The organism is Antrihabitans stalagmiti (genome assembly GCF_016482825.1).
Lineage (GTDB): Bacteria > Actinomycetota > Actinomycetes > Mycobacteriales > Mycobacteriaceae > Antrihabitans > Antrihabitans stalagmiti.
In genome coordinates this window covers 292,109-318,750 of record NZ_JAEMNV010000002.1, presented here as the reverse complement: position 1 = coordinate 318,750, position 26,642 = coordinate 292,109, and the positions used below count along the sequence as shown (strand labels likewise).

Genomic DNA, 26,642 nt, shown 5'->3' with positions numbered 1-26,642 from the left:
GAGAGCGACCGCAGGTCGGCGCGAATACCGTGGGAACACCGACGCAGGGCGTGGTGTTGAACCGGACGTACTTGTCATCCTCAGCGGAACGGAGTCGCCAGTGCCTGTGCTCTGCGCGGAACGCCCGATCTATCTAGCGGTAGATTCAGGGCTTACGGCAATCGAAGGGACAAGTGTGCGCGGCGACGACAGCCAGGCGGACGATACGGTCCGTACCGATCCGAACCAGACCGACACGGAGTTGGCCGAACGGTTCGAGCGAGACGCACTTCCGCTGCTCGACCAGCTCTACGGCGCTGCCCTGCGAATGACTCGCAATCCCGCGGATGCCGAGGATCTGGTTCAGGAGACGTACGTCAAGGCGTTTTCGGCGTTCAGGTCGTTCCGCGAGGGCACCAACCTGCGTGCCTGGCTCTACCGGATTCTGACCAACACCTACATCAACTCCTACCGCAAGAAACAGCGGCAGCCGGCCCAGTATCCGACCGACGAGATCACGGACTGGCAGTTGGCCGCGACGGCCGAGCACACCTCGCAGGGCCTGCGTTCTGCCGAGGTGGAGGCCCTGGACGCACTGCCGGACGACGACATCAAGTCGGCGCTGCAGTCGCTGCCCGAGGAGTTCCGGATGGCTGTCTACTACGCCGATGTCGAAGGTTTCCCCTACAAGGAGATCGCCGACATCATGGGAACGCCCATCGGCACCGTGATGTCGCGGCTGCACCGAGGACGGAAGCAATTGCGAGGCCTGCTTGCCGAGGTCGCGCGTGAACGTGGATTCAACCGCAACGGCGCTGTAGATGCAGTGGATCCGTCGGGGCAGGAGGTCTCATCATGAGCGAGCAAGACGACTACAAGCTCGATTGCACGGCGGTGATCGCCGACGTGTGGCTCATGCTGGACAACGAGTGCGATCAAGCGACCCGTGAGCGGTTGCAGTATCACCTCGATACCTGCGGCACCTGCCTCGAGCAGTACGGCATCGAAGAGCAGATCAAGGGTCTGCTCAGCCGCAAATGCGGCGGTGAGCGCGCGCCGGAGGGCTTGCGCCAACGGCTGTCGTTCGAGATTCGCCGAACTGTCGTGATTCGGACCGAATCGGAGTAGTCACAGACACCAATTACGTCGAACAGAAAGGGCCGGGAAGCAGTCGCTTCCCGGCCCTTTTGTGATCAGCGTTCGTGATCAGCTGTTTGGACGCTTGCCGTGATTGGCCTTGTTGTTCTTGCGGTCACGCTTCTTACGGCCACGCTTACCCATTTGATAAGTCTCCCTTCTTTGGGTGTCAGTCTAATGCCCGCCGATGCGCCGCCCGACCGCCCCGCAGGTTCGCTGGTTAGGCTGTAGCTTCGCAAGGCTCGACACCGAGGAGCTCGAATGGCAGAAGATGTTCGCGCCGAGATGGTCTCGACCGTCTTTCAAGTAGTTGTGAGCACGGGCGACACCGTCGTCGAGGGCGACACACTGGTCATCCTGGAGTCGATGAAGATGGAGATCCCGGTGCTCGCCGAGGTCGACGGCACGGTCTCCTCGGTCGACGTCAAGGTCGGCGACGTGATCCAGCAGGGCGACCTCATCGCAGTGATCTCCTGATCGGCGGATTCCGATGTCGACGCTGAGCGAACTGCTCGCAGACCACACCGACCTACCCGGCGCTGCTGTCGACCATCTGCAGCGGGTGGTGGGGGACTGGCAACTCCTTGCGGATCTGTCGTTTGCCGACCTGCTGTTGTGGGTCGGCAGCGGTCCGATCACCGAGGGCAGCGAGGTCGTCTGCGTCGCGCAATGCCGGCCGACAACTGCTCCGACCGTCATCGCCTACGACCTCGTCGGCAAGCTCGCGTCCGAAACCGAGCATCCCCAGGTGCTTCGGGCGTTGATCGACGGAAAGATCGTGCGGGACAGCGACTCCGGGGGAGACGACCCGCCACCGCTGTCGCTTCGCGAAGCGATTCCCGTGCGGTGTGGCGAGGACGTGATCGCCGTGCTGAGTCGCGATACCGACTTCGCGCGCAGCCAGATTCGCAGCACCCTCGAAACCGCGTACACGACGTGCGCCGACGACCTGTGCGAAATGATCAGCGACGGAACGTATCCCACGCCCGAGGATCGCGCTGCGACACATTCGAGTCCGCGTGCCGGTGATGGTTTCGTCCGCCTCGATACCGAGGGCAAGGTCGTCTACGCCAGCCCGAACGCTCAATCCGCTTATCACCGTATGGGTTTGACGAGCGAGCTGTCCGGCCACGACCTCGCCGCCACGACACGTTCGCTCATCACCGACCCGTTCGACGCGCAGGAAGTTGTCAACGACATTCGGGCCGCGCTTGCGGGAAGGACGGGTCGGCGGATGGAGGTCGACGCGCACGGCGCAACCGTGCTGCTTCGCACCCTCGTCCTACGTCCACACGGCGAGTTGGCCGGTGCTGCTGTGCTCGTACGTGACGTCACCGAAGTGAAGCGCCGCGACCGCGCGCTGCTCAGCAAGGACGCCACGATCCGCGAGATTCACCATCGGGTGAAGAACAATCTGCAGACCGTTGCCGCGTTGCTGCGCCTACAGGCTCGTCGGACCGAAAACGAGGAGGCGCGGGTTGCGCTCACCGAGTCGGTCCGTCGTGTCACCTCGATCGCTGCGGTCCACGAGATGTTGTCGATGTCTGTCGACGAAGAGGTCGATCTCGACGACGTGGTCGATCGTCTTGTGCCGATGATGGCCGACGTCGCGACCGTCAGTACCCCCGTGAAGATCCGACGTGAAGGCAAACTCGGCGTTTTCTCCGCTGAGCGGGCGACGCCGCTGGTTATGGTCCTGACCGAGTTGGTCCAGAACGCCATCGAGCACGCCTTCGATCCCGGTGCCGTCGGCACGGTGTCGATGAAGGCGGAACGGTCGGCACGCTGGCTCGATGTCGTTGTTCACGACGATGGCAGGGGGCTGCCGCCAGGCTTCAGTTTGGAACGCTCCGACCGCTTGGGTCTGCAGATCGTCCGGACTCTCGTCACCGCCGAACTGGGCGGTTCGATAGGCCTGCACCCCGGCACGGGAGGGGGCACCGATGCGGTCCTGCGTGTGCCCCTGGGCCGCAGGGGTGGCCGGGGCTAGGTCGGCTCCGCCATCGTGGCACGAGGGTGCCGCTCACCTCGCTCGGTGGAGTCAGGGGCGCCTTCACGCCGCTCGCACGCGCAAAAAAGCCCGGCACCACTGTCGGTGCCGGGCCTGCAAGATGTCGTAGCTCAGACCGAGGTACGTGCTCGGGTCCGTGCATTGCGTCGCTTGAGTGCGCGTCGCTCGTCTTCGCTCATTCCACCCCATACGCCTGCGTCCTGACCGGACTTGAGTGCCCATGACAGGCATTCCGCAGTGACCGGGCAGCGATTGCAGACGATTTTGGCATCAGCGATCTGCGCGAGTGCCGGACCGCTGTTCCCTACGGGGAAGAACAGTTCGGGATCCTCGTCGCGACAGATTGCGTTGTGGCGCCAGTCCATCCTCTGCTCCTTAGCCGGGTGCATCGAAGCACCGTCTCGTTTGCTTACGTTTACTTGTGCGTCTCGAATGTTTCCGCACGGTTGCTTGTGAATGCTTTCACGAACTGAAGATATGTCAATAGGAATGCCGCGCACCGTGGGGAAACTCACTCTGTTAGCCTCACCTATCGAAGTCCGCGTTCCTTTGTACTCCGTCTGCGGTGTTTTCGCACTATAACCGCAGGATTTGGGGCAAAGCAGCGCTACTGAGGCGTGAGCGGGGCCACGACCTCGATCGCGGCGGGCACCGAAAAGAACTCGACTTCTTCCCGCATGCCGAGGTAGTCGCCGTCCATCTGAAATCCGATCGGCTCGGCGGCGGTGATTCGGACGCGCGGCACGTCGTCGACGCGAAAGAGCTTGCTGGACTTGGGTTCTGCGCCTTCGGCAAGCAGTTGTCGCGACACCCGCAGGCCGGAGGCGACGCCCATCGAGCGCATCGCGAATACCCCGAGACCGGTGTCGAAGGACGTATTGGGATTCGTGTGAACCGGACGTGTACCCATGTAGGTCCACGGACTCGAGTTCGAAACGAATGCGTAATGAACACCGTCGACGGGTTCGCGATCGGGGCACTCGATCGTCAAGGTCGGGTCGTTGCCGATGGACTTGAAAAACTCGGTAATCGCCGCGCGGACGTACCGCGACGGGCTCACGATGTGACCGTTGTTACGGCTGTTGTCGATCGACTCGCAGACGCGTGCGTCGATGCCGAGTCCGGAGTTGAACGTGAACCACCGCTTGTCGGCGTACCCGAGGCCGATCCGTCGTCGCACACCGGCACCGATCAGGTCGATCAGTTGATTCGTGGCGTCGACGGGATCGGCAGCGATGCCGAGCGATCGGGCGAATACGTTGGCAGACCCGCCTGGTAGCACCGCGATCTGCGGAGTCCAACCGACCGGAGCCGCACCGCGCGTCGGAGGTGCGAGGAAGCCGTTGATCGCTTCGTTGACCGTGCCGTCACCGCCGTGGACGACGATCAGATCGATGCCGTCTGCCGCGGCCTGCTCTGCCAACTCGGCGGCATGGCCACGATGGCTGGTATGGGCTACGACGAGGGAAACCCTGCTCTCCAAGGCGTGCGCGAGCAGGTCTCGCGCCGCAGGCGTGGTCGACGTGGCATTCGGGTTGACGATCAGCAGGGCGCGCACGGGACATCAGCCTATCCGGCGTTCGGCGTCCTTTGCCGCCGCAACGGCTGCAACCGCATTCGAATAGGCTGGTCGGGTGCCGAAGGAGACAGCAAGGAGTGCCACACCCAAGCCGATTCGTTGGGCGGGCTCTCTCGTCGCGCTGCAGGGCGGCGCCGCGGCGGTCGTTGCGATCGTCCTTGTGGTCCGCGGCCTGACGGGTAGCGGCGATCAGAGTCAGGCCAGTGGCTACGGCACGGCGTTGTGGTTCCTCAGTCTCGGCGGAGCCGTGCTCGCCGGTGGCATCGCATTGATTCTCGGGCACCGATGGGGTCGGACGATCGCCGTTGTCGCGCAAGTGCTGCTGCTGCCCGTCGCATGGGCATTGTTGACCGATTCGCATCAGCCGGTCTTCGGCGTCCTCCTCGGCGTCATGGTGGTCGCGACGCTCGCGTTGCTCTTCTCGCCGCCGGCGTCGCGCTGGATGGCCGAGGAGTACGGATAGGCGAGATGCCGCCGACCGTAGTTCGCTCGTCCGTCGCCGACCTGTGATTGGGTAGGGCCTATGCCGCCAGCAGCTGAACCGATCGACAACCCGGCGTCGCTAACGGTGGCGATGACCGATGTCGTTCGCGAGTACCGCGTCGGCGGTCAAACCGTCCGCGCTCTCGACGGCGTCACACTGTCCCTCGCAGGCGGAAATTTCATCTCCATCGTCGGTCCGTCCGGCGCTGGCAAAAGCACGTTTCTGCATCTGCTCGGCGCCCTCGATGCACCGGATTCCGGGTCGATCCGCTTCGGCGACAAAGAGATCGCTCAGCTGACCGACGAGCAGCAGTCGGAGTTTCGGCGACATCAGGTCGGGTTCATCTTTCAGTTCTTCAACCTCCTGCCGACCATGTCCGCGTGGGAGAACGTCGCAATACCGAAGTTGCTCGACGGCGTCGGCCTACGAAAGGCGAAGCCGGACGCGCTTGCGCTGCTCGACAAGGTCGGCCTCGCCAAACGTGCGAACCATCGGCCTGCGGAGATGTCCGGCGGTGAGATGCAGCGAGTTGCGGTCGCCCGCGCACTGATGATGGATCCACCGCTGATCCTCGCGGACGAGCCGACCGGCAACCTCGATTCCAAGACCGGCGCCTCGATACTCGAGTTGCTTGCCGAGGTCGCGCACGACAAAGGCTCAGGGCGCGCGGTCGTGATGGTGACCCACAATCAGGACGCTGCAGCCTCGACCGATCGCGTTGTCACGTTGCAGGACGGGCGTTTACGGTCCGACGAATTCACCGGTGCCGCAAGGAAAATCGGTATCGACTGATGCTCGCGACGTTGGATCGGTTGCGGCTGTTCAATGTTCGCGAGTTCGTAGCTCACCTGGGCCGCACCTCGATGGCGGTTGCGGTCACCGCTGTTTCGGCGGCTTTGCTCGTCGCTGTCATCGGAATTTCCGGCTCGATCACAGGGTCGGTCGACCAACTCGGTAGCAGCATCGCGGGCAACGCCGAGTACGAGGTTTCGGGCGTCACCGACGCCGGATTCGAGCAGTCATTGCAGCCCGAAGTGGCTCGGGTGCCGGGTGTACAGGCGGCCGTGCCGATGATCAGGGCGTCGATCGGATCGCCGAACGGCAACCTCCTACTCATCGGTTTCGATCCGCTGGCAGGACAGGGCTGGCGCAGCGACGTTCAGCAGGCCGTTCTTGACCAGACAGGTGGCGGCACCGAGCTGCTGACCGTTCGCAACGGTGTACTCGTCGGTAACGGCACAGGTTGGTCGAAGGGGCAGAAGGTCATACTCGGCGACACCGAGGTGACCGTCGCCGCAGTGGTGGACGGCGATGCTGTCGAGCGGATCAACGACGGCAACTTCGTGATGACCACGCTCGGCTTGGCGCAACAACTGGTGAATCGCGCCGGTTCGATCGATTCGATGCTGCTGGTCACCGACCCTGGCGCCGACCTCGACGAGGTTCGCACGGCGGTCGACGACACTGTCGCGGGTCGTGCTGTGGTCGCTGACCCCACCTTCCGCGCGGCGCAGGCGGGCGGCGTCATCGCCGTGCTGCAGTCGACGACGTTGATGGCTGCGGCGTTGGGTCTCGTCGTCGCGGGCTTCCTGATCTACAACGCCATGAGCATGGCAATCAACCAGCGCCGCAACGTGATCTCCATAGTCCGGGCGATCGGCGGAAACAAGCGGGCGATCTTCCGTGACCTGCTCGCAGAGGCCGCGATCCTCAGCGCGATCGGTGCCGTGATCGGCGTCGGCATCGGAATGTTGATGGGCCGCTGGACGATCGGATTGCTACCCGCGACGTTCATGCAGTCGCTGCAGATGGACATCGCCTACTCGCTGCCCTGGTTCACAGTCCCGGTCGTCGTCGCAGCGTGTGTTGTTTCGGGCGTCGGTGCCGCGGCCGTCGCGGCGCGAGCGGTGTACAAGGTGGCCCCGATCGAGGCCCTGGCACCCGTCGGTGTCTCGTCCGCAGACAAGGTCGGCCTGCCGTTGCGCCTTGTCGCGGGAGTATTGGGTGCGGCTGCGATCGTGCTGTCGATCGCTGCGGCGTGGATCGACCTCGGCTTGTGGTCGATCGTGTCGGTGGCCATGTTTCTCAACGGCGCTGTATTTGTCTGTTTCGCCTTCTTTCACGAATTGGTCGCGGCAACAGCCGCGGTGGCGCGGCTGTTCGGAACGCCGGGTGCGGTCGCGGCGGCAACGATCGCGCGCGCGCCGCGGCGGATCTGGGTGACCGTGATCTCGGTCCTCATCGCCGTGTCCATGATGGTGTCGATCACCGGCTCGAACACGAACGGCGTCGACTCGGCGGCGGCCGCGTTCAGCCCCGCCGCAGCCGTGGACATCTGGGTGCAACCGACGTCGAGTCAGGTTTTTCCCACCGGTCCGCTGCTGCCGCGCGATATCGAGCAGACGATCGGGGCACTGCCTGGCGTGGCCGCCGTGGTGCCAGGCCAGTTGGCGTATGCCTCCATCGGTGGATCGAAAGTGGTCGTGCAGGGACTTGCGTCGGGTACGCAGCACCCCCTGTACGAGGCGATCAGCGAGCCGTCACGTGTGAAAGTGCTGGCGGGCGAAGGTGTGGTCGTCTCGCGTGACATCGCTCGGGTGCTCGACGTCGAGGCGGGTAGCACTCTGACGGTGCCGACGCCGAACGGGTTCGAAAACGTCCAGGTGCTGGAGGTATTTCCGTACTTCTCGGCCCTCACCGGTTTCGTCGGGATGAGTTTGCCGCTGATGCAGCAGTGGTTCGATCGACCCGGTTCGACGCTGCTCGAGGTGACGGTCGATTCGGGGGCAGATCGCGCCGCGGTGCAGGCGGCGATCGAGGGCGTAGTGCCGTCGTCGGTCAACGTGTATTCGGGACGAGAAGTGCTCGACGGAATGACCGCCAGCCTGCAGCAGGCCACGGTTCTGATCAGCGCGATCACGTGGATCGTGGTGTTCGTCGCAGCCGTTGCCCTGGTGAACACGATGATGTTGTCGGTGCTGGAACGACGTCGCGAGCTTGGTGTACTGCGTGCGATGGGGTCTTCGCGCAGGTTCACGATGCGTACGGTCCTCGTGGAGGCAGCGGCGATCGGGATTGTCGGTGGACTTTGTGGGCTTGTCGTCGGTGTGCTCAACCAGTACGTGAACACCATTGCGTTTTCGCATGTGCTCGGATTGGACATCGCGTTCCAGCTGACGCCGCCGACCGTGGTGTTCGGCCTCGCCGCGTTGCTGTTGAGTCTCCTCGGTGCAATTCCGCCTGGTCTACATGCGGCTCGGCTGAACGTCATCGACGCGGTGAGTGTCGACTGATCTTGAACGGCCTGCAGTAGCGGTACGGTCGAACCAATCCGAAAGTCTCGCCGGCCCGAATCAGTGTCGGCTGTCTAGTGAAAAGGCGCTTGCTGCAATCATTTTCGTGATACTGCGGCCGGCTGGTCGGGTATCGGATCGCTCCGGTTTCACCGTCCTGGCACGGATAGCCATCTGTGTGGATATGATCCGATTGGGGGCGACGTCTGCGGGCGACAGCACGGCAAGCAACGCTTCCGGGTTGGTCGGCGATCGTCGTCGACGCGCAATTGCAGCCCGGACGATGGAGGTCGATCACCCTGCCTGATGTGGGACGTACGACTCGGTCGCGTCGTGACGCAAGCTGCGGACCCGAGTCATGTCGACACGTTCCGACGAACGGCGAATGACGGCATGTCTAACGAGGACAAGCTCAGGGAATACCTGAAGCGGACGCTTGGTGAGGCTCGCGAGGCGCGCAGCGAGGTCGGTCGGCTGCGTGCCGAGCGCACGGAGCCGATCGCGGTGATCGGGATGGCCTGCCGCTTGCCAGGTGGTGTGACGACGCCGGACGAGCTGTGGGAGCTGGTTGCGGACGAACGTGATGCCATCGGTGCGTTCGCTCGCGATCGGGATTGGGATACCGACGCGCTTTTCGATTCCGACCCCGACGCGGCAGGACGCACGTACGTCCGCGAGGGTGGGTTTCTCGACGGGGCTACCGAATTCGACGCCGAGTTCTTCGGCATCTCGCCCCGTGAGGCAATGGCCATGGACCCGCAGCAGCGGCTCCTGCTCGAGACCTCCTGGGAGGCCGTCGAACACGCGGACATCGATCCGAGGTCGTTGCGCGGCAGCCGAACCGGTGTCTTCGCCGGCGCGAGTGCAAACGATTACGGAGCGCGACTGCTCAACACCGAAGGCTGGGCCCAAATCGAGGGCCATTCGCTGACGGGAAACACGATCAGCGTCGTATCCGGCCGCATCGCCTATCACCTCGGCCTGCACGGTCCGGCGCTCTCCATCGACACGGCGTGCTCGTCGTCGCTCGTGGCGCTGCACGAGGCCGCCCAGTCCTTGCGGTCACGTGAGTGCGACCTCGCGCTCGCCGGCGGTGTGACGATCATGGCGACACCGGGAATGTTTCAGTACTTCTCGCGCCAGCGCGGACTCGCAGCAGACGGGCGCTGCAAGTCTTTCTCCGACGCGGCGGACGGTGTCGGCTGGTCCGAAGGGGTCGGCGTCCTCCTGCTCGAACGGTTGTCGGATGCGCAGCGCAACGGACGCAACATCTTGGCAGTCGTTCGCGGAAGTGCGATCAACCACGACGGCGCGAGCAACGGACTCACCGCTCCGAACGGACTGTCGCAGCAGCGGGTGATTCGAGCCGCGCTGGACGCGGCCGGGTTGGGGGTCGACGACATCGACGTCGTCGAGGCGCACGGCACCGGTACACCACTCGGCGATCCGATCGAGGCCCACGCGCTGCTCGCCACGTACGGGCAACGCGAAACCGACCGACCGGTGCTGCTCGGATCACTCAAATCGAACATCGGCCACACACAGGCCGCGGCAGGCGTCGCCGGAGTGATCAAAATGATTGTCGCCATGGAGCATGGTGTGGTGCCGAGGTCGCTGCACATCGACGAGCCGAGTCACCAGATCGACTGGACGGCAGGCACACTCGACCTCCTCGACTCGGCCCGACCGTGGGAGGTCGGCGATCGGCCACGGCGTGCGGCAGTCTCGTCGTTCGGCATCAGCGGAACCAATGCGCATCTCGTTCTCGAAGCCGCGCCGACACCGCAGCCGTCTGTCCAGGGCGTCGAGCCCGGGAATCCGGTTGTGCCGTGGGTGCTTACGGCTCGTGACGACGACGGTCTGGTACGTCAGGCGGCTCGTCTGGCGCGGTGGCTGCACACCAGGAACGACCTTTCCACACTGGACGTCGCCTGGTCGCTCGCAAATCGGTCGAGCCACGGGTGCAGTGCGGTTGTGGTGGCTACCGACCGCACGGATCTGCTCGCCGGACTGGACGCGATCGCGGCGCGCCGCACCTCGCCGACTGTGATCGGTGGCAGCGCGATCGCCGGGCGAACCGCATTCGTCTTTCCCGGCCAGGGTGCGCAGTTCGTCGGAATGGGTCAGGACCTGTACACCGAGTTCCCGGTTTTCGCAGCGGCATTCGATGCGGCGGCAGCCGTTCTCGACCTGGAGTCCGCCCAACCGCTGCGGGACGTCGTATGGGGACGTGACCGGGAGTTGCTCGACCGCACCGACTTTGCACAGGCCGCACTGTTCGCGATCGGTGTCGCCTCGTACCGGCTTGTCGAATCCTGGGGTATAACACCGGAATTCGTCGCCGGACATTCGATCGGAGAAATTGCCGCCGCTCACGTCGCCGGCGTGTTGTCCCTCGCTGACGCCGCCCGCCTCGTGGCAGCACGTGGGAAATTGATGGCGGCGCTCCCCGGCGGCGGCGCGATGGTCGCCGTGCAGGCATCCGAGGCGCAGGTCAGGTCGGCGCTTGTCGCGGGTACCGAAATTGCCGCAGTCAACGGACCCACATCGGTAGTGGTTTCCGGCGCTGCCGATCCCGTCGCCGCTCTGGTCGATGTGCTCGAGCAGAGCGGCTACCGGTGCAGCCGCCTGCCGGTGTCGCACGCGTTCCATTCCGCGCTTGTCGAGCCGATGTTGGCCGAGTTCGCACAGGTTGCCGAAAGCATCTCCTACACAACACCATCGATCCCGATGATTTCCACCGTTGCGGCCGACCTCGACCTGGCGACAGCGGAGTACTGGGTTCGTCAGGTGCGTGAGCCGGTCGGATTCGCCGATGCGATCCGTTCGCTCGACGAGGCAGGAGTGGTCCGTTTCGTCGTACTCGGCCCGGACGGAGGCCTGACGAACCTGCTGCACGAGTCGATTTCGATCGACGATGTCTGCGCGGTCCCGCTGCTGCGTAAGGATCGCGGTGGTGTGGTTTCGACGATCACCGCGGCAGCAACCCTGGCTTGTAGTGGTATCGCGGTGACATTGCGTGCGATGCTCGGCGGAAAAGGCGCGACGTACGTGCCCCTGCCTCCGTATGCCTTTGCCCCCGTTCGGTACTGGGCGAGCGCAGGAGCCGCTGCCGTCGACGCAGCCGGATTGCGGGCGACTGGCCATCCGCTGGTGAATGCTATTGTCGCGAACCCGGATTCGGGTGGTGTCGTAGTTACCGGCGTGCTGTCCCCGATGGCGCAGCCGTGGCTGGCGGACCACCGGATCGGCAACAGCATCGTCGTTGCCGGAACGGTTTTCGTCGAACTTGCCGTCCGTGCCGGCGACGAAGTGGGTTGCCGTTCGATTCGCGAACTGTCGATCACCGCACCGATGCGACTCTCCGCTGACGGCGCTGCGGTCGTGCACGTGATTGTCGGTGGAGCAGACGAATCGGGTACGCGAACCGTGTCCATATACGCGCGGGACGAGACGGTATCCGCTGGTTCGAGCGTGGACGAATGGACCCTGCACGCGAGTGGCAAGCTCTCGCCCGCAATTGATACGCCCGCTGTCGATCTTGCTGCCTGGCCTCCTCTCGGGTCCGACGCGGTCGAGCTAGGTGATCTCTACGGTCGCCTCGCGACGAGCGGCTATCACTACGGCAGCGCCTTCCGTGGTCTGACCGCGCTGTGGCGCCGTGGCGACGAACTGTTCGTCGAAGCTGCACTGCCGGATTCGACGGACGCAAGCGGTTTCGGGTTGCATCCCGCTCTGCTCGATTCGATTCTGCACGCACAGTTGGCGATGCGCTCCGCGGACGGTGTCCTCCTGCCGTTCGTGTGGGAAGGCGTGACGCTGCAGGCATCGGGTGCAACAGCGGTCCGTGCGCGGATCACGGTGACTGCGCCAGACACGATGGCATTGGTCGTTGTGGATTCGCAAGGCCGCCCGGTCCTATCGGTTGCCGAAGTGACAGCGCGTGCGATCGCGGTCGACGACAACGAGTCCGACACCTCGTCGTTGCTCCGAGTCGAGTGGCAACCGGTGCACTGCCCGCCCGCGTCGGTGTCGTACGCCGAGTGGAGCGCTGTCGTCGACTCAGCCGTAGCAGTTGTGCCTGCCGATGTCGTTGTGGATGTGCGCTCGGCCCACGCGCGGACCGATGTGGTTGCCAACGTGCACACGATGTCTCAGACGGTTGTGGCTGTGCTGCAGCAGTTTCTGCAAGACGCGAGGTTCGATGCGAGCACCCTCACCGTGCTCACCCGGGGTGGCGTGACGGTCCACGAAAACGACACGGTCGACCTCGGTGCGGGCGCTGTCTGGGGATTGGTCCGGTCGATTCAGGTAGAGGAACCGGACCGGGTGCGGCTGGTTGATATTGACGGTGTCCATGTCGACGTGGCTGAGATCCTCTCTGCGACATCAGCATCCACCGAGCCACAACTTGCGCTGCGTGGAGCGCAGGTGTTCGTCCCACGATTGGTACGCGGTGCTGCGCCGACGCTGACACCGCCGCCCGAGCTGTCGGCCGGAACCGTGTTGATCACGGGTGGAACCGGTGGGCTCGGGGCGATTCTCGCTCGACATCTGGTCCGCCGATATGGAGTTCGGCATTTGCTCCTCGTGAGTCGCCGTGGTGCGTCGACACCGGGGGCGGAGCAACTGCGGGCGGAACTGGTGGAACAGGGTGCCGACGTGCGGGTTGTCGCCTGCGACGTCGCCGATCTCGGCGCAGTGCGTGAACTCGTAGCGTCGATCGACGCGGAGGTTCCGCTCGTCGGTGTTGTGCATGCCGCGGGTGTCGTCGAGGACGGCGTGCTCTGCACGCTCGATCCGGACCGACTGAGGAGAGTACTGCGGCCCAAGGTCGACGGCGCGTGGTACCTCCACACCGCCACGGTTGACCACGATCTGTCGATGTTCGTGTTGTTCTCTTCTGCCGCAGGGGTTGTCGGGTCACCTGCACAGGCGAACTACGCGGCAGCGAACGCATTTTTGGACGCGCTCGCGCGGGAGCGGCACGCGGCCGGTTCCGTCGCGACCTCGATCGCCTGGGGTCCGTGGAGGGCGGATGGCGGTATGACGGCCGTACTGAGCGACACCGACACTGCCAGGCTCGGTCGCGCCGGATTGACCCCGCTGCCGACCGAGGACGCGCTGACGCTCTTCGACGAGGCAATTCGTTCCCTGCGCCCGGACGTGGTTGCCGCGACAGTCGACTCGCGAACCTTGCGGGCACGTGCCGGGCTGGGTACGCCGATGTGGGGTGTCATTGCGCCGAAGCCGCGCCCGTCGGCGCACACTGTCGGACGATCGCATACTTTTGTCGATCGAATGGCGAATATCGCTCCACAAGAACAGCTTTCAGTGGTGCTCGACACTGTGCGCGCGGAGATAGCGGTGGCACTCGGGCACACCGCCCCGGACGCCATCGACCCGGACAGAAATTTCCAGGATCTCGGCTTCGACTCACTGCTGGCGCTGGAAGTCCGCAACCGTCTGAAAGCAGCTACGGGACTGCCGCTTCCTGCAACCGCGGTCTTCGATTACCCTACGCCGACGGCGCTCGCCGCCTACCTGGTCGAACAGTCGAGCGGCGCATCGCGCGTGTCAGCTCAACCGGCGCGTATCGCCGAGTCGGCAGAGCCTATTGCCATCGTGGGTGTGGGCTGTCGATATCCGGGGGGAGTTGGATCCCGAGACGATCTGTGGCAGTTGGTATCCGACGGTTTGGATGTCATCGGCGAGTTTCCCGACGACCGCGGATGGGACGACAATCTTTACGATCCGGATCCCGACGCGGAGGGTAAGTCATATACGAACTCCGGTGGGTTTCTCTACGACGCAGGCGATTTCGATGCGGCGTTCTTCGGCATCTCGCCGCGTGAAGCACTAGCAACCAACCCGCAGCAACGCATACTGCTCGAGGTGGCGTGGGAGGCGCTCGAAGACGCAGGGATCGATCCGGTGTCGTTGCGCGGCACCGACACCGGAGTGTTCGCAGGCGTGATGTATCACGACTACGGATCGCATACACCCGGCGGTTCGCTGGTAACGGGTCGAGTTGCGTACTCGCTCGGGTTGTTGGGCCCGGCTGTCTCGGTGGACACGGCGTGTTCGTCGTCCTTGGTTGCAATGCATCAAGCTTCTGCGGCATTGCGATCGGGGGAGTGCAGTCTGGCGTTGGCCGGCGGTGTGACGGTGATGGGAACACCGACCGTCTTCGTCGACTTCAGTCGGCAGCGGGGTTTGGCTCCGGATGGTCGGTGTAAGTCGTTTTCTGATTCGGCTGATGGGGTTGGGTGGGGTGAGGGTGCGGGTTTGGTTGTGTTGGAGCGGTTGTCGGATGCGCGGTTGAAGGGTCATCGGGTGTTGGGGGTGGTGCGGGGTTCTGCGGTGAATCAGGATGGTGCGTCGAATGGGTTGACGGCGCCGAATGGTCCGTCGCAGGAGCGGGTGATTCGGTCGGCGTTGGCGTCGGCGGGGTTGGTGTCGGCTGATGTGGATGTGGTGGAGGGGCATGGGACGGGGACGGCGTTGGGGGATCCGATCGAGGCGCAGGCGTTGTTGGCGACGTATGGCCAGAATCGGGAAAACGGTCCGGTGTGGTTGGGGTCGGTGAAGTCGAATATGGGTCATACGCAGGCGGCGGCGGGTGTCGCGGGTGTGATCAAGGTGGTGGAGGCGATGCGGCGGGGGGTGATGCCGGCGTCGTTGTTTGGGGGTGTGCCGTCGTCGCATGTGGATTGGTCGGTGGGTGCGGTGCGTCTTTTGAGTGAGGCGCGGGTGTGGGAGTCGAAGGGTCGGCCGCGGCGGGCGGGGGTGTCGTCGTTCGGGATCAGTGGGACGAATGCGCATGTGATTGTGGAGGAAGCCCCGTCGGTCGAGGGTGTGGCGCTGTCGGATGGTGGCGTGGGGAAATCGATTTCGCTCCCGGTGGTGCCGTGGGTGGTGTCGGGTCGGTCGGCGGATGCTGTTGTTGCACAGTCGCTTCGGCTGCGGCGGTGGCTGGACGTGCATCCAGACGTGTCCGCGGTGGATGTCGGAGTGTCGTTGGCGGGTAGGGCGCAGTTGCCGTGGCGGGTGGCGGTGGTTGATCCGGCTGGGCTCGAGGCTGTGGTTCCGGTGAAGGTTGTTGCGGGGAAGACGGTGTTCGTGTTCTCGGGGCAGGGTGCGCAGTCGTCGGGGATGGGTCGGGAGTTGTTCGAGGCGTTTCCGGTGTTCGCGGAAGCAATCACACAGGTGTGTGATCCGGGGTGGTTGTTCGACAGTGGAACGGATCTGGATCGGACGGACAACACCCAGCTGGCCTTGTTTGCGGTCGAGGTGGCTCTCTGTCGCCTTCTCGAGTCGTGGGGTGTGATTCCGGATGTGGTGGTGGGGCATTCGATCGGGGAGATCGCGGCGGCGCATGTGGCGGGGGTGTTGGATCTGGCGGATGCGGTGCGGTTGGTGACGGCGCGGGGTGCGTTGATGGCGGCGTTGCCTGCGGGTGGGGCGATGCTGGCGGTGGAAATCGCTGAGGCTGACATTGCGGATCTACCTGTGGGGGTGTCGATCGCGGGGATCAACAGTCGTTCGTCGGTGACGGTGTCGGGTCCGGTGGCGGCGATCGAGGAACTGGAAGCGCGGTGGTCGGGTCGGCGCACGAAACGGCTCACTGTGAGTCATGCGTTTCATTCGGAGTTGATGGATCCGATGGTGGCGGAGTTCGCGGCGGTGGCACAGCAACTCACGTGGCATCTGCCGCGTGTTGCGTTGGTGTCGAACGTGACCGGGCAACTGGAGTCGGAGTTGTTCACTGATCCGGGGTATTGGGTGCGGCAGGTGCGGGAGCCGGTCCGCTTCGCTGATGGGATCAGTGCGGCGAAGGTTGCGGGTGGCAGCCGGTTCGTTGAGGTCGGTCCGGATGCGCAGTTGTCGGCGGTGATCGGTGCCGATGCTGTGGTTGCGACGCAGCGGCGGGGGCGTCCGCAGGTGCAGATGCTGGTGCGGGCGGTGGCGGATGCGCATTGCCATGGCGTCGCGGTGGATTGGGTGCAGTTCTTTGCGGGGCAGGGTGCGCAGCGGGTGGATTTGCCGTCGTATGCGTTTCAACGCCAACGCTATTGGCTGCATGCCGATTCTCCAGCCGAGTCGAGCAGCCTTGGTCAGACACGCGTCGATCATCCGGTCCTACGAACAATGGTTGGTGTGCCCGGTGGCGACCTGGTGTTCACCGGCCGGATGTCGATCGGCTCACTGCCCTGGTTGGCAGACCACACGGTCCTTGGTTCGGTCTTGGTGCCCGCAGCGGCGTTGGCGGAGTTGGTGATTCGCGCGGGCAGCGAAGTCGAATGCGGTCATATCGAGGAACTGATGTTGCGAGAGCCGTTGGTGCTGCCCGATTCAGGTGGTGTTGCGGTTCAGGTCGCGATGCGCGACTCGGCTGTGTCGGTCTATTCACGAGGTGACCAGCCGGACGCAGAGTGGGTACTGCACGCCGAGGCGGTCGTGAGTGCGGCCGATCCATCAGGCGTGCAGGTCTATTCCGGCCCGTGGCCACCCGAGCGTGCGACCGAGCTCGACGTCGCCGAAAGATATGCCCGCCTGGCCGAGGCCGGGTACGGCTACGGACCCACATTTATCGGCGTGCAACGGCTGTGGCGCGACGCAGACGTGCTCTTCGCTGACGTCGCGCTGCCGGATGCGGTGACCAACGATGCGGCGGACAACGCAGCATTCGGAATCCATCCCGCGTTGCTCGACGCGCTTGTTCATGCTGGAGTACTCGGGTCGTTCGAACCGGGCACCGACAACGCGGTTCTGGTGCCGTTCGTGTGGCAGGGCGTCTCGTTGCTTGCCACCGGCGCGCGTCGACTCCGCGCACGGATCGTGGTGAGCGGCGGTGCCGCAGGCTCGTTCGAAGCATTCGATGACGCTGGGCGTGCTGTCGTTTCGGTGGATCGAATAGCCGCACGACCCTTGCCAGTGAATTGGCAGCCACGAGCAGCGGTACGCAATTCTCTCGTCTTGCACGAGGTGCAGTGGACAGAGCTGCAGAAGCCCGCACGTTCCGGCGTTGCGGGTCGGCTCCTGAGTGTGGCAGAGGCGATCGCCCTCGTCACAGGGGCTGATCCTGCTCCCGACGTCATCGTCGTCGAATGTGTTGCTGCAGTCGACGATTCATCCCCTTCGGAGCCGTCGAGTGTGCCAGGCGTGCACGGCGGACTCGACCACACACTCGCGCTTGTCCAGGCCTTCCTCGGCGATCGACGGTACGCCGATTCACATCTGGTGGCCATCACACGCGGTCTCTCGGGGGGTGCTGTCCGGGGTCTGCTGCGTTCCGCGCAGGCCGAAGAGCCGGGGCGAATCACCCTGGTGGACATCGAGGGTGCTGCAACCGACGTCGACTTCGCGCATCTACCGATGCTGGGAGAGCCGGAATTGGCGCTTCGCGACGGTGCGGTCTCCGCACCGCGCGTGGCCCCTGTCGATCCGCATACCCTGCCTGCGGCCGACTGGAAGCTGGCCGTGGTGAATCCAGGTGTGCTGGACGGCGTCGGGATCGTCGAGGCTTCGGATCGCCAACCGACACTCGGCGAGGGCATGCTTCGAATCGCGGTGCGGGCGATGGGCGTCAACTTCCGGGACGTGCTGGTGTGCCTGGGTGTCGTATCGGCCGATGCGGTCGGTGTGGTGTCCGACGTAGCCGGGGTTGTGGTCGAGGTCGGTCCGGACGTGCGCGAGTTTGCGGTAGGTGACCGGGTGATGGGACTCGCGCCGGGTGGCGGGTCGACGGTTGTGACGAATCAGCAACTGGTGACAAGGATTCCGGCGGGCTGGTCGTTCGGGGAGGCCGCGGGTGTCCCGACGGTCTACCTGACCGCATGGCTGGCGTTGTCGGACATCGCCGACATCAGGGCAGGCCAGCGGTTGCTTGTCCATGCAGCTGCCGGTGGCGTCGGTATGGCGGCCGTGGCGCTCGCTCGGTTGTGGGGCGTCGAGGTGTACGCGACGGCCAGCCGCGGAAAATGGTCGACAGTGCGCGGTTTGGGTGTCGCGCCGGATCGGATCGCAGATTCGCGGACCCTCGAATTCGAGAAGTTCTTCTCGGCCGCGACAGACGACGCAGGTATGGACGTCGTCTTGGATTCCCTGGCAGGCGAATTCGTCGACGCAGGCCTGCGACTGCTGCCACGCGGCGGTTGGTTCATCGAGATGGGCAAGACCGACATCCGCGATCCGGCACAGGTCGCGAGCGTTCACGACGGAGTGCGGTACCGCGCCGTCGACCTGACCAAGGTCGATAGCGACCACATCGGCCGACTACTCGGCGAGTTGTCGACACTGTTCGAGTCGGGCAGGCTTGCCCCGCTACCGATATCGGCGTGGGATGTCCGCAACGCACCGGACGCGTTTCGATACTTCGGCCAGGCGCGCCATGTCGGAAAGATCGTCCTGACCGTCCCGCAGCCGCTCGATCCGAACGGCACCGTGCTGATCACCGGTGGGACAGGTGGACTCGGCGCGGTACTTGCGCGGCACCTTGTCGTCGAGCACGGCGTTCGGCATCTTGTCCTGGCAAGTCGGCGTGGACTTTCGGCGCCTGGCGCCGAGCTGTTGCTCGCCTCGCTCACCGACCTCGGTGCACAGGTACGGATCGCGGAATGTGATGTTGCCGACCGTGCTGCATGCCGTGACCTTGTCGAGCAACTGCCGAAGGAACACCCGCTCACCGGCATCGTCCATACGGCGGGCGTGCTTGACGATGGCGTTCTCGCCGCGCTGAACCCGAAGCGACTGCGTGCCGTACTGGCACCGAAGGTCGATGCTGCATGGCACCTGCACGAACTGACGCGCGATCACGACCTCGCGTGGTTCGTCATGTTCTCCTCTGTTGCAGGTGTTTTCGGATCTCCCGGGCAGGCGAACTATGCAGCGGCCAACGGCTTTCTCGACGAGCTTGCGGTGCATCGACGGGCGCTCGGCTTGCCGGCTGTGGCGATCGACTGGGGTCTGTGGGCAGCCGACGCGGGCATGGGAGCGACACTCGGCACAGCGAACACCGCGCGAATCGGTCGGGGCGGCCTGCGCCCCTTGGTAACCGACGTCGGGGTCAGGTTGTTCGACGACGCGGTAGCTCAGCCCGGAGCCGTTGTGATCGCTGCCGACTTCGATCTGGCCGCGCTCCGTGCGGCGGCGCACAGGCCGCCGATCCTCCACGACCTCGTCGGCGGCCGACGTACAGTCGATCCTGCGCCGATCGCAACTGCGGCACTGGATCTCGGCGGGTTGTCCGCGGAGCAGCAGGCCAAGCGGTTGCTGGATACGGTCCGCGCGCAGATCGCGATCGTACTCGGACACCGTCGGGGCGAGCAGGTAGATCCGGAAGCGAACTTCCGCGACCTCGGCTTCGACTCGCTCACCGCGGTGGAGCTCCGCAACCGACTCAATACTGTTACCGGACTGCAGCTCTCGGCGACAACGGTATTCGATCATCCGACCCCGCTCGCGATTGCAACATACCTGCAGCAGCAGGTTCTTGGTGATGCCGCCGACGGTGTCCTCGGTGAGCTGGATCGGCTCGAGCGCGCGCTCACTCAGCTGGAGCCGGGAGGGGCCGTGCTGACACAGGTCTCGGATCGGTTGGAGGCGCTTGTCCGGACCGTCCGAGACATCGGCGCGCGGCGCGAGCAGACACCGGTCGACAGCGGCGATCTGGAGTCGGCGAGTGCCGATGAACTGCTCGACATGATCCAACGCGAATTCGGAAAGTCATGATCGTGCCAGCGAGGACCAGGACGAGGAAGGGGAGCTACCTGTAATGGCCGACGACAAGGAACTCCTCGACAACCTCCGCTGGGTTACAGCCGAGCTGAGGAAGTCTCGCCAGCGGGAGCGGGAGCTGCTCGACGCTGCCCGTGAGCCGATCGCCATCGTCGGTGTCGGATGTCGCTTTCCCGGCGGCGTGACGTCGCGGAACGAGTTGTGGGACATGGTGTCCGAGGGCCGTGACGTAGTGGGTGAGTTCCCGCTCGATCGTGGCTGGGACGAGGGGCTTTACGACGCCGATCCGGAGGCACGCGGCAAGTCGTACACGCGGACCGGCGGGTTTCTCTACGGTGCGGCCGAGTTCGATGCCGCGTTCTTCGGCATCAGTCCACGCGAGGCGGCCGCAATGGACCCGCAGCAGCGGGTGCTGCTCGAAGTGGCATGGGAGGCGCTCGAGGACGCAGGCATCGATCCGGTGTCGTTGCGAGGCAGCGCAACCGGGGTGTTCGCAGGCGTGATGCAGCACGACTACGGTTTCGCAGCGCTGCAGAGCGAACGCCGTGACGAGGTCGAAGGATATTTGACAGTCGGGGCAACGGCGAGTGTTGTGTCCGGTCGGGTCGCCTACGCGCTCGGGCTCGTCGGCCCGGCAGTATCGGTGGACACTGCGTGCTCGTCATCGCTTGTCGCACTGCATCAAGCGGGTCAGGCACTTCGTTCCGGCGACTGCGACCTGGCGTTGGCCGGTGGCGTCACGGTGATGGCCATGGCCGAACCGATGTTCGTCGAGTTCAGCAGGCAGGGCGCGCTTTCTGCCGATGGGCGATGTAAGTCGTTCTCGGACAGTGCCGATGGGGTCGCGTGGGGTGAGGGCGCGGGTCTGCTTGTGCTGGAGCGTATTTCCGACGCTCAGGCGAAGGGTCATCGAATTCTCGGTGTGATCCGTGGTTCTGCGGTCAATCAGGACGGGGCGAGCAACGGACTGACGGCGCCGAACGGACCGTCGCAGGAACGGGTGATCAGGTCGGCGTTGGCACATGCCGGGCTGTCGGCGGCGGATGTGGATGTGATCGAAGCCCATGGGACGGGGACTCGACTGGGCGATCCGATCGAGGCGCAGGCGTTGCTCGCAACCTACGGCCGCGATCGCGTCGGTCCGGTGTGGCTGGGTTCGGTGAAGTCGAATATGGCCCATACCCAGGCAGCGGCCGGTGTCGCAGGGGTTATCAAGGTCGTCGAGGCGATGCGTCGCGGCGTGATGCCGGCAACCTTGCATGTGAATGAGCCGTCGTCGCATGTGAATTGGACGTCCGGCGACGTTCGGTTGCTGACGGAGTCGAGAGCATGGGAATCGAAGGCGGGTAGACCACGGCGGGCAGGGGTGTCGTCGTTCGGGATCAGTGGAACGAATGCGCATGTGATTGTCGAGGAAGCGCCGGCGCAGGACGCCGTGGCGGCAGCGACGTCCGTGCTTCCCGTCGTTCCTTGGGTTGTGTCCGGTCGCACTGCGGAAGCGGTTGCGGCACAGATCGATCGACTGCGCGACTGGACCGCAGCGCATCCGACCGCGACACCGTTGGACGTCGGTGTCTCGCTGGCCCGCCGGACGAGCTTCGAACACCGCGCGATCGCAATCGGTGCCGATCGGGAGGAGTTGTTGGCTGGTCTGGCCGATCCGATCGGGATGCGTGGTGTGTCCGGTGAGACCGTCTTCGTCTTCCCCGGCCAGGGCTCGCAGTGGGCCGGTATGGGACGACAACTCGCGGAGACGTTTCCGGTGTTCTCGGCCGGGTTCGACGAGGCGTTGGCGGCGGCCGAGCCTTTCGTCGGCGCTGTCGATGTGCGGAACGTGCTGTGGGACAACGATGAGAAGGCAGTTGCTGCGACGATAGTCGCGCAGTGCGGACTGTTCGCGGTAGGTGTGGGGTTGAGCCGCCTGCTGGAGTCCTGGGGCGTGGTGCCCGACGTTGCCATCGGGCACTCGGTAGGTGAGATCGTCGCCGCTCACGTCGCGGGCGTGTTGTCACTGGCCGACGCCGCACGGGTGGTCGGCGTCCGTGCCCGATTGATGGCGGCGCTGCCGGCCGGGGGCGCAATGGCGTCGATCGCCGGCACGGTCGACGAGAGCGGCGAACTGCCGGACGGTGTCTCGATCGCTGCGGTGAATTCGCCAGGCTCGGTTGTGGTCTCGGGGCCGGAGGCAGGAATAGCGGAGTGCGAGAAACGGTGGGCGGACCGTAGTTTCCGCAGGCTTCGGGTGTCGCACTCTTTCCACTCGATGTCGATGGCACCCATGCTTGCCGATTTCGCCGCGGAGATTGCCGGCATCGAGCCGAGTGCACCACGTATTCCCTTGGTGTCGAATGTGACAGGGGCGCTTGCGGGTCCCGGCTACGGCACGGTCGAGTACTGGGTGAGGCACGTTCGCGAGACAGTACGTTTCGCCGATGGGGTCGACGCAGCGGTCGCTGCAGGTGGAGTTCGCTTCGTCGAATTGGGTCCGGGAAGTTCGTCGTCGGCGATGATTGCCGAGACCGCGGATCCAGACGCAGTGACTGTGGCGCTGATCCGGCGGGAACAGCCCGAGGTGCGGTCGTTGCTGACCGGTGTCGGTCGGTTGTGCACTGCCGGAGCCGATGTCGACTGGCCGAGAGTGTTCGCCGGCGCGGGTGGACAGCGCGCCGATCTACCGACGTATGCGTTCCAGCGCCAACACTATTGGCTGCCGTCCGGGGAAATTGTCAGGGACGTGGGCAGCTTGGGCTTGGATCAGGTCGATCATGCCGTGCTGCGGGCAGTTGTTCGGGTACCTGGTGGTGACACCGTGTACACGGGACGCCTCTCGTCGGCAGCGCAGCCATGGCTAGCCGATCACCGCATTCTCGGACGGATGCTGTTCCCCGCCACAGGTTTCGTCGAGTTCGCTTTGCACGCTGGCGACGAGATCGGTTGTCCAGTACTGCGTGAGCTGACGTTGCATGCGCCGCTGCTCGTACCGGACTCCGGCGGCGTCGCAGTCCAGGTCGTGGTCGGCGCGGATGCCGATTCGGGAGTTCGGTCGGTTGCGATCTACTCGCGAGTCGACTACGGCACGCAAGGCGCTACCGATTGGGTGCTGCACGCCGATGGTGCCATCGAGCGAGCGTCTGTGTCGGAAAGCGGCGTGGGGTCGGCTGTGTGGCCGCCCGAAGATGCTGTCGAGATAGCTGTGGCCGATCGGTACGAGAAGTTGGCCGACCTGGGCTACGGGTACGGCTCGTCGTTCGTTGGCGTACAACGACTATGGCGGGCAGGCGAGGACTTGTTCGCCGAGGTGGCCTTGCCGGACTCGGTCGACAGTGCGGGATTCGGTATTCATCCAGCGTTGCTCGACGCGGTGTTGCACGTCGGATTGCTCGGCGCCGACGGCGACGGCGCAGGCTTGGTGGTGCCGTACGTATGGGAGGGCGCGGTGTTGTCCGCGTCGGGCGCCCACCGCCTGCGTGTTCGGACGACGATGTCGGGCGACAACGAGGGCGGGTTGGCGGGTGGGTTGGTTGCCTTCGACGATGCCGGGCGTGTTGTGGTCTCGGTTCGGCGAATGATCGCGCGCGCTCTGACTGCGGATCAATTGGCCGACAGCGGTTTCCGAGAAACGCCGGTCTTGCACCAGGTGCGCTGGTCCGAACTGGGCGACTGGCGCCACGACGGCGAAGTCGGCACCGTCCTGACGACTCGTGTGACCCAATGGGCCGATGCGCTCGACGGTGCCGCTGCTGTTCCCGATGTTCTGGTTGTCGATTGTGCTGCAGCGGAGGATCATCGCGGCCTACCGGCGAGAGTATCTGCGGTAACGGAGCTGGTGCTGACGCTGCTCCAGGGGTTCATGGCAAGCGAGCCCCTCAGCGGTTCGCATCTGGTCGTGGTGGTAGAGCGCGGCGTCGTCGGCGGTGCTGTGCGGGGTCTGGTGCGATCGGCTCAGGCCGAGGACCCTGGTCGAATCACGTTGGTGGTCAGGGACGGCGACCATCAGGAGGTGACCTACGCCGGGCTGCCGACATTGGGCGAGCCAGAAATTGCCGTGCGAAACGATGTCCTCTCGGTGCCTCGACTCGTCACCGCGGACACCGCTGCCGACCTGCCCGAGAGTGGTTGGCGGCTGGAGGTTGTCAACCGCGGCATGCTGGACGGTGTTGGGATCGTGCCCATTTCAGCCGAGATCAGCGACCTCGAGCCTGGGATGGTCAGGGTCGACGTCCGGGCGATGGGTGTGAACTTCAAGGATGTGATGGTGTGTTTGGGCGTCGTTGCGCCCGACCGGGTGACGGTGGTTTCCGACATCTCGGGCGTCGTGACGGCGACGGGTCCGGGTGTGACCGACCTTGCCGTCGGTGACTCGGTGATGGGCCTTGCGCCCGAGGGTGGTTCGGCTGTGGTGACCGATCACCGCCTGCTCACGCGCCTACCGGCGGGCTGGTCCTTCGCGCAGGCGGCTGGTGTGCCGACGGTATACCTCACTGCATTGTTCGCGTTGGCGGATACCGCGGGAGTCACCGCTGGGCAACGATTGCTCGTGCATGCCGCAGCAGGCGGGGTCGGCATGGCAGCGGTTGCGTTGGCGCGGCTGTGGGGCCTGGAGGTCTATGCCACGGCAAGTCGCGGAAAGTGGTCCACCGTAGAAGGTTTGGGCATTGCCGCTGACCGCATCGCCGATTCACGCACACTCGAGTTCGAGGAGCAGTTCCTCGCCGCGACCGACGGTGCGGGAATGGACGTGGTGCTCGATTCGCTGGCGGGCGACTTTGTCGATGCGGGTCTGCGGTTGCTGCCGCGCGGCGGTTGGTTCGTCGAGATGGGCAAGACCGATATCCGCGACTCGACTGAGATCGGGAGCAGCCACGGCGGCGTGCGTTATCGCGCAATCGATCTCGCCGACGTGGATCGGGACCGGATCGGCGCGATGCTCAGTGACCTGACTGCTCTGTTCGACGCTGGAAAGTTGGCGCCCCTTCCGGTGTCGGGATGGGATGTCCGGCAAGCACCCGACGCTTTCCGCTACTTCGGCCAGGCGCGCCATGTCGGCAAGATCGTGCTCACCGTGCCGCAGCAGCTGAATCCGAACGGCACGGTTCTGATCACCGGCGGGACGGGTGGACTCGGCTCCGAACTGGCGCGACATCTCGTGATCGAGCACGGCGTGCGACACCTGGTGTTGGCGAGTCGAAGTGGTCCTGCGGCACCAGGTGCGGATCGACTGTACGAGGAGCTCGACGAACTGGGCGCTAGCGTCGAGTTGGTCGCTTGTGACGTATCCGATCGCGCGGAATGTGCGGCACTCGTCGCCGGAATATCCGAGCAGCATCCGCTGACCGCGGTGATCCATGCTGCCGGTGTACTGGACGATGGGACTGTCGCGGCGTTGACACCGCAGCGGATGCGAACCGCGTTGGCACCGAAAGCCGATGCAGCGTGGTACCTGCACGAGTCGACCGCCGATCGTGCACTTGCGTGGTTCGTGCTGTTCTCCTCGGTCGCGGGTGTCTTCGGGGCGCCGGGGCAAGCCAATTACGCTGCGGCGAATGCGTTTCTGGACGATTTGGCCGAGCATCGGCGATCGATGGGCCTAACGGCCGTCTCGATCGACTGGGGTCTGTGGTCGGCCGAGGTCGGCATGGGCGGAACGCTCGACAGCTCCGATACGACTCGGATGGCGCGGGGTGGAATGTATCCATTGGCGACCGAGGCCGGGTTGGGCCTCTTCGATGCCGCCGTTGCACACGTTGCCCCCGCCGTGGTCGCGGCGCGCTTCGATATCGCGGGTCTCCGTTCAGCAGCGCGGGAGTCGCCCGTACCGCCGATCTTGCGCGAAATCGTCGGTGGTCGCCCCGAGGCAGCGAACGGGCGACCCGCCGACGCTGCTCTGCAACTGGACGGCTTGACCGCCGAGCAGCAAGCGAAACGACTGTTGGAGACAGTCCGGTCCCAGATCGCCACTGTGCTCGGTCACCGCAAGCCTGAGCAGGTCGACCCGGAAGCGAACTTTCACGATCTCGGCTTCGACTCACTGACCTCGGTCGAACTACGCAACCGACTCAAAGCAGTCACAGGTCTACAACTTCCGGCGACGACCGTTTTCGACCACCCCACACCGGCAGCCATCGCCGCCTATCTGCTGCAGCGGCTCGGTCCCTCCGCCGCGGAGGGTGAGCTGGACGTTCTGACGATGCTCGATCGCGCATTGGCCATGGTGAATCAGAGCCCCGCCGATGCCGACGTACGCAAAGCGATCTCGACGAAGCTGCTGCGCGCACTGACCGAACTGGACGGCGGCGTTGTGCGCGAGAGTGGAGTCCCTGCGGTTACAGCCGATTCGATCGCCCAGGCCGACCTCGACGAGATGTTCGACCTCATCGACGAGGAGCTGAAATAGTGCACCGCGACGAGAAGACACTCGAC

General features: G+C 64.8%; 12 protein-coding genes. 9 read left to right on the top strand and 3 right to left on the bottom strand.

From position 1 onward, the window contains the following. The first annotated feature begins 100 nt into the window (after nucleotides 1–100). Complete coding sequence (locus tag JGU71_RS05785) at nucleotides 101–838, top strand: sigma-70 family RNA polymerase sigma factor (RefSeq protein WP_372433108.1); 738 nt, start codon at nucleotides 101–103, stop codon at nucleotides 836–838. After that, entirely contained in the window at nucleotides 835–1,107 is a 273-nt protein-coding gene (gene rsrA / locus JGU71_RS05780; RefSeq protein WP_199703082.1) for a mycothiol system anti-sigma-R factor, read from the top strand. The genes JGU71_RS05785 and rsrA overlap by 4 nt, the downstream gene beginning before the upstream one ends. 78 nt (nucleotides 1,108–1,185) lie before the next feature. Here the strand turns inward: rsrA and JGU71_RS30540 are convergent, their stop codons facing one another. Continuing rightward, nucleotides 1,186–1,260 (bottom strand): 50S ribosomal protein bL37, encoded by a 75-nt coding sequence (locus JGU71_RS30540; protein ID WP_369299099.1) that lies wholly within the window; start codon nucleotides 1,258–1,260, stop codon nucleotides 1,186–1,188. 117 nt (nucleotides 1,261–1,377) lie between these two features. Between JGU71_RS30540 and JGU71_RS05775 the strand changes: the two genes are divergently transcribed. Then, nucleotides 1,378–1,593, top strand: coding sequence for a biotin/lipoyl-binding carrier protein (locus JGU71_RS05775; protein ID WP_199703081.1), 216 nt, complete (start codon nucleotides 1,378–1,380; stop codon nucleotides 1,591–1,593). 13 nt (nucleotides 1,594–1,606) lie between these two features. Further along, nucleotides 1,607–3,106 carry a sensor histidine kinase gene (locus tag JGU71_RS05770; protein WP_199703080.1) on the top strand — a complete coding sequence of 500 codons (1,500 nt, stop codon included), beginning with the start codon at nucleotides 1,607–1,609 and terminating at the stop codon, nucleotides 3,104–3,106. Between the two features lie 131 nt (nucleotides 3,107–3,237). Here the strand turns inward: JGU71_RS05770 and JGU71_RS05765 are convergent, their stop codons facing one another. Further along, the gene (locus JGU71_RS05765) at nucleotides 3,238–3,492 is read right to left on the bottom strand and encodes a WhiB family transcriptional regulator (protein WP_169587535.1); all 255 of its coding nucleotides are present in this window, start codon (nucleotides 3,490–3,492) and stop codon (nucleotides 3,238–3,240) included. A gap of 242 nt (nucleotides 3,493–3,734) precedes the next feature. Next, nucleotides 3,735–4,685 carry a diacylglycerol/lipid kinase family protein gene (locus tag JGU71_RS05760; RefSeq protein WP_199703079.1) on the bottom strand — a complete coding sequence of 317 codons (951 nt, stop codon included), beginning with the start codon at nucleotides 4,683–4,685 and terminating at the stop codon, nucleotides 3,735–3,737. A gap of 76 nt (nucleotides 4,686–4,761) precedes the next feature. On the opposite strand from JGU71_RS05760, the gene JGU71_RS05755 reads away from it, so the two are divergent. The 5 genes from JGU71_RS05755 to JGU71_RS05735 all read left to right on the top strand — a co-directional run bounded on the left by JGU71_RS05755 (nucleotide 4,762) and on the right by JGU71_RS05735 (nucleotide 26,616). Continuing rightward, entirely contained in the window at nucleotides 4,762–5,169 is a 408-nt protein-coding gene (locus JGU71_RS05755; RefSeq protein ID WP_199703078.1) for a hypothetical protein, read from the top strand. Nucleotides 5,170–5,280: 111 nt separating this feature from the next. Then, the gene (locus tag JGU71_RS05750) at nucleotides 5,281–5,982 is read left to right on the top strand and encodes an ABC transporter ATP-binding protein (RefSeq protein WP_199703593.1); all 702 of its coding nucleotides are present in this window, start codon (nucleotides 5,281–5,283) and stop codon (nucleotides 5,980–5,982) included. Then, on the top strand, nucleotides 5,982–8,483 hold the full coding sequence (locus tag JGU71_RS05745; protein ID WP_199703077.1) for an ABC transporter permease: 2,502 nt from the start codon (nucleotides 5,982–5,984) through the stop codon (nucleotides 8,481–8,483). The genes JGU71_RS05750 and JGU71_RS05745 overlap by 1 nt, the downstream gene beginning before the upstream one ends. 393 nt (nucleotides 8,484–8,876) lie before the next feature. After that, a complete protein-coding gene (locus JGU71_RS05740; RefSeq protein ID WP_199703076.1) occupies nucleotides 8,877–20,216 on the top strand; it encodes a type I polyketide synthase in 11,340 nt (3,779 codons plus the stop codon). A gap of 43 nt (nucleotides 20,217–20,259) precedes the next feature. Then, nucleotides 20,260–26,616 carry a type I polyketide synthase gene (locus tag JGU71_RS05735; RefSeq protein WP_199703075.1) on the top strand — a complete coding sequence of 2,119 codons (6,357 nt, stop codon included), beginning with the start codon at nucleotides 20,260–20,262 and terminating at the stop codon, nucleotides 26,614–26,616. Nucleotides 26,617–26,642 lie beyond the last annotated feature (26 nt).